The following is a 15,056-nucleotide window of genomic DNA, read 5'->3' on the forward strand; positions in this document are numbered from 1 at the left end:
GTTCGGCAGCACACGTGAGCGCGCGTCAGCACTGCCGGGCCGAGAGGCGGTCGCGGGCCCGTCGACAGAAGTCGCCCCGTCGGCAGAAGCTCTCAGCCGATCGCCGTGGGAAAGTCGGAGCGCCCCTCAGTGTCCACCGCAGGCCGGCGAGGCCCGCCCCTTCCGGCACCCGCTGGACGGCCCGCGGCCCAATCGGCTTCTCCCTCACAGCCGGCGGTGTCGGCGAAACGACGGCCTCCGACTCATCGGACGACGAACGCGGAGCCCCCGGTGGTTTCCAGGGGGAGCTCCGCCGCGCCGGTGAGATGGAGTTCGGCGGAGTCGACGGGCATCAGCCGGGGGACGAGGGGAATGCGGCCCAGCAGGCGGGACTCGATGGCCGGCACCAAAGGATCCTCGCCGAGCATGAAGGTACGACCGCCGAGAGCGACGACGTCCGGGCTGATCAGGACCGCGATGTCGGCCACGACGAGCGCGAAGTCGTCCGCCCGACACACCACCTCATGCTGCACCCCGTCCTCAACGTCCGGAGCTGACCGGCGGTACGGAACTTCGGCCGGGCAACAACTGGTCCGAGCTCGTCCTGGACCAAGCTGTGGCCAGCACCGACCGGCTGTAGCGCTTCCTGTGCCCCGGCGGCCGGGGCGCCAGCGCGAGGCCGGAGCTGGCGGCCCACCAGAAGCCGACAGCTGGGCACCCGTTCACTCCTGCGGGGCGGGGTGGGCGGGGGCGTGGGATGTCCGGCGGTTGCCACCGAGCTGGTGCCGGGGGTTCGCTCGCGGCGGTGTTGAGCGGGCGTCAGCTGGCGAGGGCTGCGAGAAGGGCGTCGGGGGCGGGCTGGGGGGTCCCCGGCAGGAGGGGGCAGGTGTCGGGGGCGGTGTAGGGGTGGCGGCGGGAGGCTGTGCGCCATCCGGTGTCTTCTTCCCAGACGACGGCGGGGGCGGGTGCGTCCGGGGTGAGCAGGACGGCGGCGCGGAGGCGGTCCTCGCGGGTCTGTTCGACGGCTGGGGCGGTGTCGGTGGTGAGGCCGGCGGTGCGGAGGGCGTCGGTGACGGCGGTGAGGTAGGTGGTGGCTGTGCGGGCGCGGAGTTCGGTGAGGGCCTGGCGGCGGACGGTGGTGCCGCAGTGGTCGATATCGGCGCCAGGGGCAAGGCCGGCCAGGTAGGTGTCCCGGTCGGTGTCGGTCAGGTGGGCAAGGCAGGCGGTGTGGCCGGGGACATGAATGCCGCGGCAGCCGACAGGATCGGCAGGGCCGGCGCCGTGGCGCAGTGCGGCCAGGCCGGGGGCGAGGGTGTGGTGGTCATGGTGGTGGCTCCAGGAGCGAGGGCACTGTCGCTCACCGGGTCTACCAGTCCCCACATCTTCCTGGAGCTGGTTTACAGAGAGCCCGCGTCCTCTGGCGGCCCATCAGGAGCTGTGCCCCCGACCTGGGGTCTCGTACGGTCGCGGCAGGGGCGGCGTACAGGACCGCAGCCCCGCCGGGCGGCGCGCCGGTCCCCGAATCCCCCGAGCGGGGCCAGCGCGCCTGCGCCATGACGCCCGCCCCGTACCCCCAGCGGTGCGAGTGCTCGGCTCCGCAGCCTCAGCGGTCATCCGCGGCTCGCTCACCGACCGTGAAGTCGTCATGGGTGTCGCGGTGCCGCTGGGTGGGCGGGTGACCGGCCGGGAGCGTGCATCCGCCCGGCATGCGTCCCGGCCCGCGGGCGACCCAGGCGCCGCACCGTTCGGGGCCGGCAGCGCCGGCTCAGCGGTACTCCATCGCCCGGTGGTAGTGCGGTTCGGTGTGGCCGCGGTCCAGGTCGCAGGACCACGGCTCCCAGCCCTCCAGGTCCCGGGGCGGCTTCTCCAGGGCGGGGCACAGGTGCTGGTGGTCCCGGTGCCGGAAGCGAACGGCGGCCCCGAAGCCGGACACGAGCTGCGGCGCCGGCTCGGCCCCGTACCCCGCCTTCGCGAGCACCCGCTCACACACTCGGCCGACCTGTTCGTAGTCGTAGGCGAGGCGCGCGACACCGCCCGACGCCCAGTCGGGGTGGGCGCGGATGAACTCGACTGCGTACGGGTCGTCGACGGCGAGCGCCCTGCAGATCGCGGCGTCGAGGAGGCGGTGGACGAAGTCGTCCTCGCAGACCGGGGCGTAGCCCGACCTCGGGGGCCGGCTGCGGTAGCGCACTTCGTGAGGGCGCACCGCGGAAAGCGGGACGGTTCGTGGGCGGTTCAGCGTGGTCGCGTCGACAACCACCAGACCGCCGTCGTCGTGGCCCGTCACGCGGACGATCGCGCGGCTGCCGGGCCGCAGCGCCCGCAGGAGCGTTCCTGGCGTCGGGGCGGCGGTGTCAGTGTCCGCCGCCCTCATTCTGCCGCAGGGCAGAGCGGAGTCAGAGGCGGGTCATGCCGGACGGGTGCTCCAGGCGAAGTCCGCCGGTGTATCGGTGGGCTGCACCCCATCCGGCTGCGGTGAATGCGTCCCAGAACGCGCTCTCCACCACCTCCCGGTGTTGGGCCCGGCGGTCGGTCACCCTCACGATGCAGCCCCGGACGGTATACGAGATCAGCACGTCGGAGGTAGGAACGCTGACGCCCATGCCCTCACTGCTGCGAGCGCGGCGACGATGGGCAGGGCGGCGTCCGCAATGCAGCCGCCGCTCGTTCGGGCCTGGGGTGCGGTCATCGACAGCCTCTCGATTCATGGATGTGCCGGCCTGCCCTCTGGAAAGGCCGGATCATCTGATGCCGGCCTCCCGGCCGAAGCGGGGCCGGCGGATCCCGGAGCCGGTGTCAGTGATCAAGTTCGCCATCCCATCGTCGCGGCACCCGTGCGCTGACATCAGGAGTTCCTCGGAATTCCGCCTCGGCACCGGACAGCACGGCACGCTCGGCGCGCGTCCACTCCGCGTACTCCTGGCGGACGTAGGCGCGGCCCGCGTCGGGTTCGTCGTCCCAGATGGGGTGAAAAAAAATCGGCGCGGAGGTCACCGGCGGCGTAGACACCATCGGTGTCCGCGTCGAAGGCGCGCAGCGCCGCCGCGGCGGTGTCGGCGCGGTCCAGGGCGTGCTCGGTCTCGGTGACGGTGGCGTCGCCGCGCAGTGGTCGAGTTCGGTGGCGTAGGCGCGGCGGTCGGCGAGCGCGGCCCGGCGAAGCAGGAGCAGCCGGCGGGCCATCGGGGCCGGACGGCGCCCGGACGCCTTGGCTGTCGCGGTCGCCGTGTCGAGGCTGGCTTCCAGCGCGGCGAGGGCCTCGTCCTCCTCGTATTCGGGCGGGGCCGTGCGGTAGGCGGTGCGATAGTCGGGCGCTGGGGAGGGGGAGGTGTCGTAGGGCGGCCAGGTTCGCCTGCACCGCCGGCACCGCAACACCTGCCGTCCTTCCACGGTGAGGACGTCGGTCTGCACACTCGGGCACATGCGGACACGATCGCCTGACGTTCCATCGCCAGCTTCATCCGCGTCTCCCTCGTCCGGCGCCTGTGCTGCCCGTTCCGCCCGGATCTGCCCACCGCTCCGGGGCTGCACTCCCTCGTCACCCGGACGGGCCCGTGGGCGGAGGCTTGTTCGCGGGAACGGCCAGCAGCCGGGCCGCGCGGCGTGCGGAGGTGCCCAGCGGCGTGGCTGGGGTGAGCGGTCCGGAGTGGGTACTGTTCGCATATGTCATGGGATGAGAGTGGTGTCCCGCATCGGGTGGCTTCTCGCCGGTCGGGTACGAGCGAGCTGGAACCGGACCGGCTGCCGGAGGTGCGTGAGCTCGTAGAGATGGGCTGGGCTCTGGCTCCCGAGGCGCCGATGTGGGTGTTCCTCCCCTACGTGTGGCCGGCTCGGGCCCGGACCTGGGTTCCCGATCGGTCGACCCGATGGCAGATCGACACCACCCTTGACGCCACGGGACAGATTCTGGACGTCGAGTGCCATCCCCTCTCCCCAGGGGAGAAGGAGACCCAGGAAGAGGACGCCGCAGCCGATCTGGCCATCGCCGGGGTCCCGCCCCGACCGCGAGGACGGCTGTGGCTCCTCCGCCCGGTCGGCGGCCTGGGGGACCTCCAGGCCGTACTGGAGCACTTGTGCGCCGCCGCTGAAGCCCGCAGGGTGCACACGGGGCTGTCCGTCACCTTCACCCGGTTGTGCGCGGGTGAGCTTGAGGCTCTCGCGGGGAAGTGACCCGCGGCTGCCCGGCGAGATCCGGCGGCAGAGGAGGCCCGGACGTCTCAGGCTTTCCAGGGCACCTCGTAGTACTTGCAGCCCGTGGCCGTGTTGCACTTGTTCCACCGGCCGGTGTGCAGGACGCCGGCCTTGAACAGCTGCCGGTAGCCGAAGGCCATGAACTCGCCTTCGTGGTCGTCGTGGTACTTGCCGCTCCCGGTCAGCCGCTGCTCGTTGTAGGCCCACCGGGTGCTGCTGGGCCACCACGAGCGGCGGTCCGCCGCGTTGACCGCCACGAGGTTGACCTCGTTCGTCCCGCAGTACTCGTCCGGCGCGCCGCTGATGTTGACCCGGCAGTTGTTCTTCCAAATACCCGGGCGGATCTCGGGGCCGCTGTCCCAGTCGAGCAGGGTGCGCCAGCGGGGGTGGTTCCCGTCGAAGGACTGCCGGTAGACGAGGTCGAAGCTGCCGATGACGCCCTTGCTGTCCCCGTAGGCGCCGTTGCCCTTCACCTCGGCTGTGTGGTCGTTGATCTTCCGGCTGCAGATTGTGCCGTTCTCGCACCACGTGTCGTAGTCGTCCGCGCCCGGTGCGGCGGCCTCGCGAGGTGCGGGGGTGATGGCGACGTCGTCGGCGACGATGCGGGTGCTGTCGGTCTTGTTGCCCTCAGGGTCCACGGTGACCGTCAGAGTCCCGCCCAGGCAGGTCCACGCCTCGGGAAGGGTTTGCCGTGCCGCTTCCACGCATGCCTGGATGCCCGCACCTCCGCCGTCGGCCGGGTCCAGGGGCCTCCACGGCGCGGGCACGGCGGTCGCGAAGGAGGTGCTGGAAGACGCCGCGATCACGCCTCCGGCCAGAACTGACACAACGCCACGAAGCGCTTTCACGGGGTCCTCCAAGAGCGCTCGGAATCCTTGATCACGAGCGCATGAATACTGCCTGCGGCAGCGCGGTCTGCCACGTCCCAGGCCGTCTTCGACCGTTCAGAGGAACGAGTTCACCGGAGAAACGATCCGGGTCACCGCCGTCGGTCACGCTGTCCCCGCCCGCCTTCAGCGCGAAGAGCCTGCCCTCCCTCCCCGACCAGCCGGCGCGGCAGGACGTCCTCGACCGCTTCCTCTGTCCGGGCAGGGGCGCCTGCGGCGATCCGGCCGACCAGCAGGGCAGCTGCCACGGCGGGCTCGGCCGTGGTGCCCCACGGCACTCGGGCGGGAGTTGTCGTCCTGCGGTCTGGAACGCGGCCGCCGGCCGCACCACCACCGCCGCGACGGGGGTATGGCCCGAGCCCCCGGCAGCGTACGGGGGCCATCGGGCGTCTTCGTGCGGAGAGCCAGCCCCCTGAAGGGGGCTGGCTCTCCGAGCACGTCCGCGCGTCAACACGTCCGTGCGCGTCCCTCTGTTCGGCGGCTGAAGCCCAATCCAAGGGGTCGGCTGGGTCGTGACAGGGCGGGTGACGGGGCAGCGAGGCGCTGGGATGCCTGTCATGCCGATGTGCAGAAGCGAGCAGGGGGGGGGCGGGCTACCTTTTGTGAGCATGACGTTATTGACGCGGGGGTCATGCGCACAGAGATGGGTGTTGGCGGCGCTGGCTGCCGCTGTAGTGGCCACTACAGGTGCTTGCGACGCGACTGCGACCGGGAAACCCGGGGACGGGAGCAAGGCTGTCGGCAGTGCGCCTCCGGCGCTGAAGCAGACATCCTCTGCGGCGCCCATCACGGATGCCGCAATGGCTGCCGGTATCCCGCCTGGTGTCGGCAGTCTGCCCGCAGGCTGGTCACCGAAGTCAGGCCCAACATCTGAGCCGTGCCCTGTACCAGGTGCATGCGACGGCCTGCTGTTCGATGTGCATGCGGAGTACGAGACCAACGTCGTCGATGGAGTGCAGGTCATCGTCAAGGTGTATTCCAACCCCGATGCGGCAACCGCCGCCTTCGCCGAAACGAAGAAGGAAATGCTGCGGGGTGAGGAGCCCCCTACGGAGATCGCCTTGCCGGTCGCCGGATCCGATGCTTCGGCCGGATACACCTGGGAACTCCGCTCCCAAACCGGTGCCGAGGTGCTCCGTTCGTGGGCGGATTCGGCGGTCCTCACTGGTACTGCCGTGATCAGAATCGACATGTCCAAGGACCCGGGCAAGCCCAGCCTCGCGGTGCTGACCGCCCTCCACACGACCATCACGGCACGCGCCCGTGAGGCGCAAGGCGGCAAACCCCCCACGGCCCGTCTCGTCCTCTGACACGGCACTCGTGTCCGCCCCCTCCCGGACCTCCCGGCGAGCCGGGTGGGCGGGAGCGGACGAACTCACCCATGACAGCGTATCCGCCCTCGCCTGCTCGGCTCGGCGCCCGGGAGATCGTCGCGCTGGTCTCGACGATGGCCCTGATGTTCCTGTCCTCGACGGTCGCCCTGGCCGGGATCGGTCTGTCCGTCCCCGACATCCTGACGCTCCTCGGCGGTGCGGCTGGCGCCGTCACCGTGACGGTCACGGTGGTGATCGGCGCCGGCACCACGCGCTCCACCCGGGAGATGCACCGCGAGGCCGTGATGGCGCTCAGCTGCCTTGCCGGGCAGATCTGACCGGGGACAGGCATGGGACGCCCGATGAATCCCATCCCTGCTCCGGACAGCGCCGTCGGCCGTCTCGCCCAGGCTCTGCGGGACGGCCTGAACGCCAAGTGCATCGGTTTCCGGCGCTTAGCGGAGAAGGTCCGCTACGACCCCACCGCCCTCCAGCGGGCCGCATCCGGCAAGAGCGTGCTTTCCTGGCCGGTGGCCAGGGCCTTCGCGAACCAGTGCGACCTCGACGAGGCCCACATCCGGAAGCTCTGGGAGGCAGCCCGCCGAGAGAAGGACCGCCAGCATCCCCGCGGCGGTCCGCCCCGGGCCGGCGTGCACCAGGTCGTGAACTGCGCCGAACTGGGCGTGGTCCTCGCCACCCTGCGGGTGAAGAAGAACAGTCTTCTCGTGGCCGTGCTGGTCACCGCCGCGAGCGTTTCCGACAACGCCGGCGGCATCCAGGTGCTGTCGCAGATCGCGAAGGCCCACCCTCGGGTGGGCCGAAGGCCTGGACGGACACCGGCTACCGCACCAAGGCCATCGACCACGGCGCCCGCCTCGGCATCGACGTCGAAGTCGTCCACCGCGACCCCCGGCCAGAAGGGTTTCAAGGTCATCCCGCGGCGCTGGGTCGTCGAGCGGACCTTCGGCTGGCTCATGCACCACCGCCGCCTCGCCCGCGACTACGAAGCCCTGCCTGCCCGATCCGAAGCCATGATCAGCCTCGCGATGATCGACCTGATGAGCCGTCGCCTCACCCGCGAAGCCACGCTGAACTGGCGCAGCACATAGCCCGCCCCGGCGGGCCGCAACGAGAAGGCGTCAGCACTGGTCAAAGCCCCGGAAGGTCCCTGACTCATCCGCGGCGTCGGCGAACTCCGCAAAGTCCATGTTGGCGATGCTGAGGTTGGCCGAGACGTCAGGGAACCACCGGGCGGGGACCCTGAACGTTCGCCCAGGCTCGTCCGAGAGGTCCACGGCCAGGAGCGGGTGACCCGGATCCTTCATCGTGGCTGCGTCCGCCAGAAACATGTTGACGATCTGGTCGTTCTCGTCCGCAGCAACCTCTTCAGCTATCAAGGCCTGGACCCCCACGCCGGCAAAGCGAAACTCGCTGACATACGTGGCAAAGGGGTATTCTCCGGCCGCGTCGACTGCGGCTCGAACCGATTCCCAGGCTCCCTCGTCACCGAAGTCAGTACGCAGGACCAGCGAGGTCAGATCATCAGGCTGAGGCAGAGGCATCTCGCGATCCTCTCACCTGACGCTGGCATCGACTGCCCCAGGCCAGGCACCCACCGCACCGGCGCGACTCCTCAAGACAACCCTGCGATACCAAACACCCCCACCAGGACAAAACGCTCTTTAGTGGCTCGGGCTGGGGTGTAGCACGCCGCCAGCGCGGGATGCGCCGCGGTGGCGTGCGTGTCTGTCTGCTGTGTGGCGCAGGCAGTCCCTCGGGGTTCCACCGGCGCGTACGGTTGTCGTATCGGTGCCGTGTCGCCGGTGGCTTCAGCGTCCTTCGTGCTGCGGTTCCTCGTCGTGCTGGATGCTGTCCAGGTCGTCGGCGTAGTGCTCGATTGCCCGCCGGTAGTCCTGCACCCGGCGGTCGCTGCTGGTAGCGGCGAGCGTCTTCAGCAGCAGCTGTACCGCCTGACGGTTCTCACCCTGGTTGTACAGCCCCATGGCGAGGAAAGCGTGCAGCGCCGCATCGTCCGGGAACTCGTCGAGTCCCTGCCGGAGGGTCTGCACGGCCTTGTCGTAGGAGCCCAGGATCCGGTGCGTGCTTCCCAGGCCGAGGAAGGCTCCGTGCCGGTCTTCCGGGGACAGGCCCGCGCCGCTCAGGGCACGTTCGTAGAACGGGACGGCTTCGCGCTCCAGGCCGAGGACATCGTGCACCCAGGCGGTCTGATAGGCGATCTCGCTGTCTGCCGGGTACTTCTCGACCAGTTCCACCAGCTGTTCCCGGGCCTGCTCGGTCTGGCCCTGCTCTCGCAGCCGGACCGCTCGTGCCAGCGCCTCGGCCTTGTCGTGATCATTATTCATGGTGCTCTACGGTGGCACACCGCCTCTGATCAGCAAAGTTCGCTCTCTGTCTCACCTGCCGAACCATTTCGCACGGTGCTCTCGCCGGCGGGAGGTCAGAGGAGCTGGACGGTCAGGGGGCCGGACGAGGTGCTGAGCCCGTTGGCGGTGGTGCACTGGAGGGTGTCCGTCAGGGCCGGGACGAGGGCGATCTCGACGGTGATCTGCGATCCCTGGAAGTCTCCGGACTGCACCTGGCCGGTGAGGACGAGTACGGAGACGCCGCCGGGGCGCAGGCTGACCCCGCCGGTGAAGGTGAAGGCGGAGGCGGTCGTCTGGGGATTCGGCCAGGTGATGAGGCCGGAGCCAGACGAGTTGCCGCCAGTGCACGACAGCTGTCCTTCTCCCTGGAAGCTGATGCTTCCGCCGGTGTGCAGCGTGTCGGTTCCAGTGCAGGGCCCGACGGCTCCGGTGGCGGTCACGGCTGTCTGCCGCTGCGTCAGGGTCAGGCCGGGCTGGTAGGTGGCGGTCTCGTAGCCGGTGCAGAGCAGAGCGGCCGAGGCCGGCTGGGCGTTCGCGGCGGGCGCGGACAGCCCGGCCATCAGCAGGCCGGCTGCCGCCGCGGCCACGGCGGCGTGGCGCCTGCGCAGGTGAGAGGTTGTGCGGGGCGTCATGAGCGTTCCTCCGACGGGAGTCCGGTACGGCGGGCTGCGAGGTCAGGGCTGGATGGTGAGGGTGGTCTGCGACGACGCCGTCGCGACTCCGGTGGTGGCACAGGCGGTGGGGTCGAGCGTGGGGAAGAAGGTGATCTGTTCCGCCTGATGGCCGGAGAACCGGCCGGCGGTGATCGTCCCGGTGCGGACGGAGGCGCTCGTGCCGTTGATGACGGTGATGGTCGAGGTGTAGGTGAACGTGCTCGTCTGCCCGTTGTCCCAGGTGAAGACCCGGTTGCCGCTCCCGGAGGAGGGAGTCGTGTTGCAGGACTGGGAGGGGTTGTTGATGGTCTCGCTGTACTGAGCGGACAGCACCGTCGTTCCGACGGCGGTACAGAGCCCGGGTGACGCGGCCAGGCCGAGCAGGCCCTGGTTGACGATCGTCGTCGCCTGCGGGGTGTTGGTCAGGGGCGGCGAGTACTGGCTCACCGACTGGCCCGTGCACTCGACCAAGGCCGACGAAGGGGCAGCGGAAGCGGGGCGGAGTCCCAGCGAGCCGAGCGCGCACGCGGCCCCCAGAGCCGCGATGCGCGCCGCATTTCGGGTCATTTTCATGGGCGGACTCCTCGGACTGCGTGCCACGGCGGGGGCTCCCGTCCGCAGCGTGATGTGAAGGTCCCGCGCAGCGTGGCAGCACCGAAAGGCGCACGTCCAGGTCGAATTCAGGACGAAACAGGTGTGGCGGAGCAAGATGGTTGATACTCCTAATGTCACGTGCCTCTGACACACCCGCTGCCGGTCCATGAGGCTCACGGGTTCCGGCGTTGAATACCGATTCGCGGCGATGTCCGGAAGGCGCCTGCCCGGGTGGAGATGCGGACTGTCAAGCTGCATATGCCACGCCTCACGATGAGAGGTGACATCGACGCCTTCGCCGAACCGCTCCCCGATCCCAGTTCACATACGGAACGACCTCGCTCCGGGCGTCCACGGCCGTGACAGGCGACGCTCTGCGCCCTCACCCCATTACTTACGGAGCCTTCATGAAGCAGCTACGCCGATTCGTGGTCCCCTTGGCCGCCGCACTGAGCCTCGTGAGCATGCCCGCCGCCTCCTTGGCGTCACCCGTCCCGGCCGATCTCGTGCAGCTCTCCTGCACCGAGACCACCACCGCTTCCTACTCCCCGCCTCTCCTCAACACCCCGCAGACAACGACAGTCGCCTCCCATTCCGACATCGGTCCCTGCGTCGGGCTCCCCGGCGGCTACACCTCGGCGACCACCTCGGCCCTCTACAGCGCTGTCGTCGGCTGCACCCAGCTGGTACAGAACCTTCCCGGTTCCAAGACGTACACCTGGAACGACGGCACGACGAGCACCTTCACCTACACCCGTGTGAGCACCCGGGTCCTCAACGGAACCACGCAGATCGAATTCGCGGGCGCCATCACGGCGGGAACGTTCCAAGGAGCCACCGCCGTCGAGACGGGCACGGCCGCGAACACTCAGCTCATGGCATGCTCGACCACGGGTGTCGCTGAGCTGACCTTCGCCGGGGTCCTCAACATCACAGGCCTTTGACCTCTCGCGGCAGTGTCCCCGCAGCCGGCCGCGGGGACACTGCCGGGCGCCCCGGTGCTCATCGCTCGTTCCGGCCTGCGAGGCCGATGTGGTCTGCGACCGCGTCCAGGAACCGGCTCAGCTCGGCATCTGGAGGGCACACATCAGGCCGGTCGCGTCGATGACCTGGCCGCTGCGAGCCAATGGCCCGCGGTCCGCATCGCCTCAGCCAGAGTGGGAGTCAGCGCGGCCAGAACCTCTACCGCCTCGCAGACGTGACGGCAGACTGTAGGAATCCCGATGCCGAACCCGGCGGCGGCTGGGCATAAGTGTCGCCGCACCACAGATGGGCCAGGGCCAGCGGAGCCAGACGGACCGGCGTGAGGCGGCGCCACCGGGTGCCGATCGCGCGGCGTCGAACCGTGAGATGCCCGGCGGGGTGGCTCCTGGTCCCAGGCGACCTTGGTCGTGAACCCGTCCGCCAGAAGCTTCATTGGCGCGCAGAGCCCGCCAACCGCCAGACCGCCGCCCGGTTGAAAAATCTCAGTCACTCGCCCCGCCGGTGTCGGTCTCGTTCCACCAAGGCGTTCGACTTCCAACGTGGCGCCCAACGAGCGCACCTGCGCGCAGGGCGTAGCCGGAGGTCGTCGGGGAGCAGCAGCGTCAGTCCCGTACCGCCGTGGGTGAGGGCCGTACCACCGTCGACGTCGGCGTCGTCCCACCGGGACTGTCCGTCCTGCGCGCCCCGGCGTGTATCAGCGGACGGGTCAGCCGTCTGCGAGGTCGTCTGCGTGGACGCTGCCGTCCTCGTCGAGGCGCGGGTGCAGCGCCGAAGGGGTGCGGGTGTTGGTGTCGGAGGGGCGTGGGCCCTCGGGTCCGTCGGGGCCCCAGCGCAGCAGGCGTCGGGAGCGAACGATCCGGTAGACGGTGCCGTGGGCCTCGACCTCGTCGCACCTGCTGGCACGCAGCCTGTCCGCGGCCTGCGCAAGTTCCTTGAGCTCCGCGGCTGCCTTGTCGGTGGTGCCGTTGGGTGGGTTGCGGGCGTCGATGGTGCGGTCGGCGTCGGTGGGGATCAGGCTGCGGATGCGGGGTTCCATCCAGGTCAGGGCGAAGTCCAGGGTGCGGCGGGCATCGTGGGCGGTGGCGTGGAGGCTGCTGCCCGCAGACCACTCGCCGTCGCCGGACCGCTCGGTGATCAGGAACGCCGCCGGCATCAGCAGGACGTCGGGATGGCTCTCCACGGCACGTGCGGAATCGGCGACGACGGCGTCGGGGAAGCGGGTGCCGCTGTAGGCCAGGGGGCGCAGGGCGACGCGCTCCGCCGCCTGCAGTGGGGAGAGGGGCGCCTCGGGGTCGAGGAGGAGACCGTCGTCGACCTTCGGGCTGCGGGCGCCGGGGCCCCAGTCGGGGGTGAGGGGTTCGGGGTCCGTCGGACGTGGGGTTTCGATGGCGCCGCGGCTGTCGACGGCCGCGTACTCCTCTGCCCACACGACGCGGTAGCGGGTGGTGCCCACGGTGAGCTCGTCGACGGGCTCGGTCTCCAGACGGGCGACCGCCGCCAACAATGGGCGGCGTTCCTCCCTGCTCTGCGCCTCGTCCTTCGCCCGGAACCACAGCAGGGAGTTCAGCGCGTCACGGGCATCCTGCGGACAGCCGTGCGCGACCTCGACCACCACCCGCCACCGCCGCCCGTCCCCCGGCCCCTGGGCGGCGACGCCGAACAGCGGGCCGCGGACCGCCAGACCGCTGTAGCGATCCACGGCATCGAGGGCATCAGCCTCGATCGCGGCCTCGACGGGCTCCACCGGAACCCTCACCACCACCGGCCACTCCCCCGGGCCCGCGTCCACATCGCTCATGCCACCATCGTCGCGGGCACGGTCCGCTCACATTGCCGTCTCCCCGGAATTCCACCTCCCACCGGCTCCCGCTCTCGCCGCTCGCCTGCCTCCGCGCGATCGTCTCGACCTCACAGGCCGCCCGGCGGATCAGCCGTTCGTACCGCCCGTCGGCACGCCTCTCGGGTCCCCCGGATGCTGGCGCCCCGCCACCCGACTCGACGGCAGAGGTCGGCGGCGTCTATCGGGGCGTTGATGTCCCGGGGGGGGTGGCGCAGAGGGGGCCGGAGGCTGGTACCGGCGCGATGTCGCCCTCGGCGGCACTTCCGGCTTCGGTGGCCGGGCCCGCGGCCTGCATCTTCGTATTGGGTTTACTCTGGGGCGCCTTCCTCTCGGCGGCGCGAGGGTAGAGACGTGCGCGGTGGGTGGCGGCCGAGCCGGCGGGTCGTGTACGGGGTGCATCGGCCGCGGCGGCCGCAGGCGGGGCCTTCGTCGCGGTGCGGGCCCAGCGCAGCCTTCCCCCTGGCCTGTGCCTGGTCCGCCAGCGCACTTGGGCGTGAAGACCGCGCCGATCCATCCGTCTCCGCAGCACCCTGGCATCCCTATGAGCGGAGAGCCCTGTCCGAGTGTCCTTCAAGTCTACTCAGGCGCAACCAATTTGACGATGCATCAGTTAGACCAGTCATTGCGCCACGTCGGCCCTGGTGTGATCATGAGGCCTCGAAGCAAGATCATCGATCTTTGGGGAGGGAACATGAAGGTCCGCCTGGGCTTGGCTGCCTTCGGCCTGGCGCTGTTCACCACGCTGAGCGGCGCTGGACCGGTATCGGCCGAGGAGGGTGTCGTCCTGCCTGTGGCGCAGCTCGATGGGGCCGAGGCAGATCCCGCCATCGTCAACGGGGAGTACGCGGATTCTTCGAGTGGGATGGCCGCTGTCTTCTCGAACGGCAAGTTCGTGTGTTCCGGCTCGATCATCGCGGAGCGCTGGGTGCTGACGGCCAAGCACTGCGTCGGCGGATCGATGTCGGTACGCGTCAAGAGTCTGGACCGCACGACGGGCGGCGGTGTGGTGACGGTGGATGACACCAAGGTCCGCACGAACCACGACATTGCCCTCCTTCACCTGGACCGCTCGGCCAACGCCGAATACGTGCGGCTGGCGTCGGCGCACCCTGCGGAAGGAACCACGAACTACATATTCGGCTGGGGTGCGACCTGCGGGGGGTGCAACTCGTCCGTGAAGCTGAAGCGCGCCACGGTCAAGGTGACCGACGTCAACGCGGTGGACTACTACGGCGGGCGGGCCATTCAGAGCGTCAAGATCAACGGCCTCGCCTGCTACGGCGACTCCGGCGGCCCGCAGTTCAAGCTCGTGGACGGCCTGCGCTATCAGGTGGGCGTCCTGTCCACGGTGGGATCGGGCTGCACGAGCTTCAACAGGTACGCGAGCGTGCCCACGAGCCTCGACTGGATCAAGCAGGTCGCGGGGCTCTGACCTACCCGCCCTCACCACGGCCCGCCGAGATCATCGGTGGGCCGTTCGGCGTGGGCGGGTCCGCGTCGGTCCCGATGGCGCCGAGTATCGGTTCGGCGGAGGAGGGTGAGAAGGCTGGCGCAGTCGAACGGCGGCAACGGCAACGGCGGCGGATGCGGGGCAGGCCCCGGAGCGAGAGGCGAGTCCCGTCGCCTCGGCCGCCTGGACGCTGCCGGCGACGAAGAGCACCGTTGTCGCGGCAGGTCCGGCGAGCTTCGGTTCGGCCGACCCTTCCTCCCTCGTGCGAAAGCCCGGCGTGACGGCTCAGGGCAGGCGCATGCCGAAGGTGTTCTCGACGCAAGGCGGTCGACGGCTCGGGCACGGCGGGTGCCGGTCATGAGAGAGAGTCCGAGGTGGCGGGCGAAGGGGCGAGTCACCGCGCGCACAGGTGCCACGTACACCGGAGTGCTGCGCGCGGCAGTTCAGCTGCCGGCTGTCCACCCGGTCCACCCTCTGGTCGACGCGCACAGGACGGCGCCATCACAATGGCGTCGTCCTGTGCACCGCCGACGCCAGGACCGTCCGTTACCTGGTGCCGACGAGCGTCGCGGTGAGGGCGGCCAGCACGATGGCGGCCGCGATCACGGTCATGACGTACAGGAGAAGACCGGCCCCCTGTTCCCCGCGAAGTCGCAGGCGCCGCAGACAGCGACCGGCGCCAACACGCACGCAGGTCATGCCGTCGGGCTGCGCGGCGGGGCGATCCTCGCCGAGTGGGGTGCGGGTCACACCCAGGGGAACGGGCCCGGCGCCCGGGACGGCA

Annotated in this window: 16 protein-coding genes and 2 pseudogenes; 6 read left to right on the forward strand and 12 right to left on the reverse strand. The window is 70.2% G+C overall.

The window, feature by feature from the left end; translation table 11 throughout:
* Positions 1-242 precede the first annotated feature (242 nt).
* From ABFY03_RS00360 to ABFY03_RS00375, 4 genes are all read right to left on the reverse strand, one after another.
* On the reverse strand, positions 243-497 hold the full coding sequence (locus ABFY03_RS00360) for a hypothetical protein (RefSeq protein WP_346168723.1): 255 nt from the start codon (positions 495-497) through the stop codon (positions 243-245).
* Positions 498-798: 301 nt separating this feature from the next.
* Positions 799-1,359, reverse strand: a complete 561-nt coding sequence (locus ABFY03_RS00365) for a DUF6292 family protein (protein ID WP_346168724.1) — start codon at positions 1,357-1,359, stop codon at positions 799-801.
* A 385-nt stretch (positions 1,360-1,744) separates the two neighbouring features.
* Entirely contained in the window at positions 1,745-2,185 is a 441-nt protein-coding gene (locus ABFY03_RS00370) for a hypothetical protein (protein WP_346168725.1), read from the reverse strand.
* Positions 2,186-2,775: 590 nt separating this feature from the next.
* Positions 2,776-3,387, reverse strand: a complete 612-nt coding sequence (locus ABFY03_RS00375) for a hypothetical protein (protein WP_346168726.1) — start codon at positions 3,385-3,387, stop codon at positions 2,776-2,778.
* A 252-nt stretch (positions 3,388-3,639) separates the two neighbouring features.
* Between ABFY03_RS00375 and ABFY03_RS00380 the strand changes: the two genes are divergently transcribed.
* Positions 3,640-4,146, forward strand: a complete 507-nt coding sequence (locus ABFY03_RS00380) for a DUF5956 family protein (protein WP_346168727.1) — start codon at positions 3,640-3,642, stop codon at positions 4,144-4,146.
* 47 nt (positions 4,147-4,193) lie between these two features.
* Here the strand turns inward: ABFY03_RS00380 and ABFY03_RS00385 are convergent, their stop codons facing one another.
* Positions 4,194-4,805, reverse strand: coding sequence for a hypothetical protein (locus ABFY03_RS00385; RefSeq protein WP_346168728.1), 612 nt, complete (start codon positions 4,803-4,805; stop codon positions 4,194-4,196).
* 1,049 nt (positions 4,806-5,854) lie between these two features.
* Here ABFY03_RS00385 and ABFY03_RS00395 point away from each other — a divergent pair.
* From ABFY03_RS00395 to ABFY03_RS37825, 3 genes and pseudogenes are all read left to right on the forward strand, one after another.
* The gene (locus ABFY03_RS00395) at positions 5,855-6,364 is read left to right on the forward strand and encodes a hypothetical protein (protein ID WP_346168729.1); all 510 of its coding nucleotides are present in this window, start codon (positions 5,855-5,857) and stop codon (positions 6,362-6,364) included.
* Positions 6,365-6,435: 71 nt separating this feature from the next.
* Positions 6,436-6,705 (forward strand): hypothetical protein, encoded by a 270-nt coding sequence (locus ABFY03_RS00400; RefSeq protein ID WP_346168730.1) that lies wholly within the window; start codon positions 6,436-6,438, stop codon positions 6,703-6,705.
* 576 nt (positions 6,706-7,281) lie between these two features.
* Positions 7,282-7,476 (forward strand): annotated as a pseudogene (locus tag ABFY03_RS37825) (transposase); the annotation flags it as partial.
* A gap of 30 nt (positions 7,477-7,506) precedes the next feature.
* Here the strand turns inward: ABFY03_RS37825 and ABFY03_RS00410 are convergent.
* The 4 genes from ABFY03_RS00410 to ABFY03_RS00425 form a co-directional block, all read right to left on the reverse strand.
* Positions 7,507-7,929: a DUF6924 domain-containing protein gene (locus tag ABFY03_RS00410; RefSeq protein WP_346168731.1), complete on the reverse strand. Its 423-nt coding sequence runs from the start codon at positions 7,927-7,929 to the stop codon at positions 7,507-7,509.
* 267 nt (positions 7,930-8,196) lie between these two features.
* Entirely contained in the window at positions 8,197-8,730 is a 534-nt protein-coding gene (locus tag ABFY03_RS00415; protein WP_346168732.1) for a tetratricopeptide repeat protein, read from the reverse strand.
* 95 nt (positions 8,731-8,825) lie between these two features.
* Positions 8,826-9,383 (reverse strand): hypothetical protein, encoded by a 558-nt coding sequence (locus ABFY03_RS00420; RefSeq protein ID WP_346168733.1) that lies wholly within the window; start codon positions 9,381-9,383, stop codon positions 8,826-8,828.
* Between the two features lie 42 nt (positions 9,384-9,425).
* Entirely contained in the window at positions 9,426-9,851 is a 426-nt protein-coding gene (locus tag ABFY03_RS00425; RefSeq protein WP_346168734.1) for a hypothetical protein, read from the reverse strand.
* A gap of 554 nt (positions 9,852-10,405) precedes the next feature.
* On the opposite strand from ABFY03_RS00425, the gene ABFY03_RS00430 reads away from it, so the two are divergent.
* A complete protein-coding gene (locus ABFY03_RS00430) occupies positions 10,406-10,942 on the forward strand; it encodes a hypothetical protein (RefSeq protein ID WP_346168735.1) in 537 nt (178 codons plus the stop codon).
* Between the two features lie 182 nt (positions 10,943-11,124).
* Here the strand turns inward: ABFY03_RS00430 and ABFY03_RS00435 are convergent.
* Both ABFY03_RS00435 and ABFY03_RS00440 read right to left on the reverse strand, forming a co-directional pair.
* Positions 11,125-11,348: pseudogene (locus ABFY03_RS00435) on the reverse strand (transposase family protein); the annotation flags it as partial.
* A 340-nt stretch (positions 11,349-11,688) separates the two neighbouring features.
* Positions 11,689-12,780, reverse strand: coding sequence for a DUF5954 family protein (locus tag ABFY03_RS00440; RefSeq protein ID WP_346168736.1), 1,092 nt, complete (start codon positions 12,778-12,780; stop codon positions 11,689-11,691).
* Between the two features lie 733 nt (positions 12,781-13,513).
* Here ABFY03_RS00440 and ABFY03_RS00445 point away from each other — a divergent pair.
* Positions 13,514-14,254 (forward strand): S1 family peptidase, encoded by a 741-nt coding sequence (locus tag ABFY03_RS00445; RefSeq protein ID WP_346168737.1) that lies wholly within the window; start codon positions 13,514-13,516, stop codon positions 14,252-14,254.
* Between the two features lie 564 nt (positions 14,255-14,818).
* Here the strand turns inward: ABFY03_RS00445 and ABFY03_RS00450 are convergent.
* Entirely contained in the window at positions 14,819-15,022 is a 204-nt protein-coding gene (locus tag ABFY03_RS00450) for a hypothetical protein (RefSeq protein WP_346168738.1), read from the reverse strand.
* Positions 15,023-15,056: the final 34 nt, after the last annotated feature.

The sequence above is a fragment of the Streptomyces roseofulvus genome (genome assembly GCF_039534915.1).
Classification (GTDB): Bacteria; Actinomycetota; Actinomycetes; order Streptomycetales; family Streptomycetaceae; genus Streptomyces; species Streptomyces roseofulvus.

Bases quoted from the DNA above. Each gene is read 5' to 3' on its own strand.
- ABFY03_RS00430 (WP_346168735.1), top strand. From the start codon at position 10,406: ATGAAGCAGCTACGCCGATTCGTGGTCCCCTTGGCCGCCGCACTGAGC.
- ABFY03_RS00420 (WP_346168733.1), bottom strand. From the start codon at position 9,383: ATGACGCCCCGCACAACCTCTCACCTGCGCAGGCGCCACGCCGCCGTG.
- ABFY03_RS00410 (WP_346168731.1), bottom strand. From the start codon at position 7,929: ATGCCTCTGCCTCAGCCTGATGATCTGACCTCGCTGGTCCTGCGTACT.
- ABFY03_RS00400 (WP_346168730.1), top strand. From the start codon at position 6,436: ATGACAGCGTATCCGCCCTCGCCTGCTCGGCTCGGCGCCCGGGAGATC.
- ABFY03_RS00445 (WP_346168737.1), top strand. From the start codon at position 13,514: ATGAAGGTCCGCCTGGGCTTGGCTGCCTTCGGCCTGGCGCTGTTCACC.
- ABFY03_RS00415 (WP_346168732.1), bottom strand. From the start codon at position 8,730: ATGAATAATGATCACGACAAGGCCGAGGCGCTGGCACGAGCGGTCCGG.
- ABFY03_RS00440 (WP_346168736.1), bottom strand. From the start codon at position 12,780: ATGAGCGATGTGGACGCGGGCCCGGGGGAGTGGCCGGTGGTGGTGAGG.
- ABFY03_RS00380 (WP_346168727.1), top strand. From the start codon at position 3,640: ATGTCATGGGATGAGAGTGGTGTCCCGCATCGGGTGGCTTCTCGCCGG.
- ABFY03_RS00395 (WP_346168729.1), top strand. From the start codon at position 5,855: ATGGCTGCCGGTATCCCGCCTGGTGTCGGCAGTCTGCCCGCAGGCTGG.